The 619-nt window shown below is 34.7% G+C and carries 2 protein-coding genes; both read left to right on the forward strand.

From position 1 onward, the window contains the following. The first annotated feature begins 76 nt into the window (after positions 1-76). Positions 77-421 carry a DUF2523 family protein gene (locus Q5762_RS36925; protein ID WP_279200519.1) on the forward strand — a complete coding sequence of 115 codons (345 nt, stop codon included), beginning with the start codon at positions 77-79 and terminating at the stop codon, positions 419-421. 1 nt (position 422) lies between these two features. Continuing rightward, positions 423-619: zonular occludens toxin domain-containing protein (locus Q5762_RS36930; RefSeq protein WP_315896690.1), on the forward strand; the 197-nt coding region annotated here is incomplete at its 3' end.

Raw genomic sequence — 619 nt, forward strand, 5'->3', positions numbered from 1 at the left:
CTAACTTAATAGCTACCATTTTATTATTTATCGCTTCTGTCATTGCTGTTCGCGTAATTATGGGAGGCTCTAAATAATGGAATCTATATATCTAATCATTCAATCAATCGGTGACTTTTTTCAATCCATTATTGATTTTATTTTAAATATCCCTTCTTACTTTGAGCAGTTTGTTATATTCGTTTATGCTTGGTACATAAACATTAAATTAAAATGGATGATTTATTCACTCGCTTTCTATTATAAAGTTGCCTCTTATTTATTAAATGAAATTGGTTTTACTCAGCTTATCGTTATGACTTTTAATGCTCTTCCCGATGAAATTAGATATTACGCTTTTCTCTTTAAGGTTCCCCAAGTTCTCAATATTATTTTTACAGCTTTTACCACTGCATTTGTTTTAGCGGTCCGGAGGTTCTAACGTGGCTATCACTATCAGAACGGGAGCTAACGGCTCTTACAAGTCCTCTTATGTTGCTTACTACGTCATTCTTGAAGCCCTCAAGGCTGGGCGCGTTGTTGTTACAAACTTGGAAGGTATGGAGCCATTGGATATCATCCAAGAGCGTTTAGATATTGAATTCCCAACCACGACTAGATTAATTCGGATATTTTCAAG

The organism is Streptomyces sp. P9(2023), from assembly GCF_032436795.1.
Classification (GTDB): Bacteria; Actinomycetota; Actinomycetes; order Streptomycetales; family Streptomycetaceae; genus Streptomyces.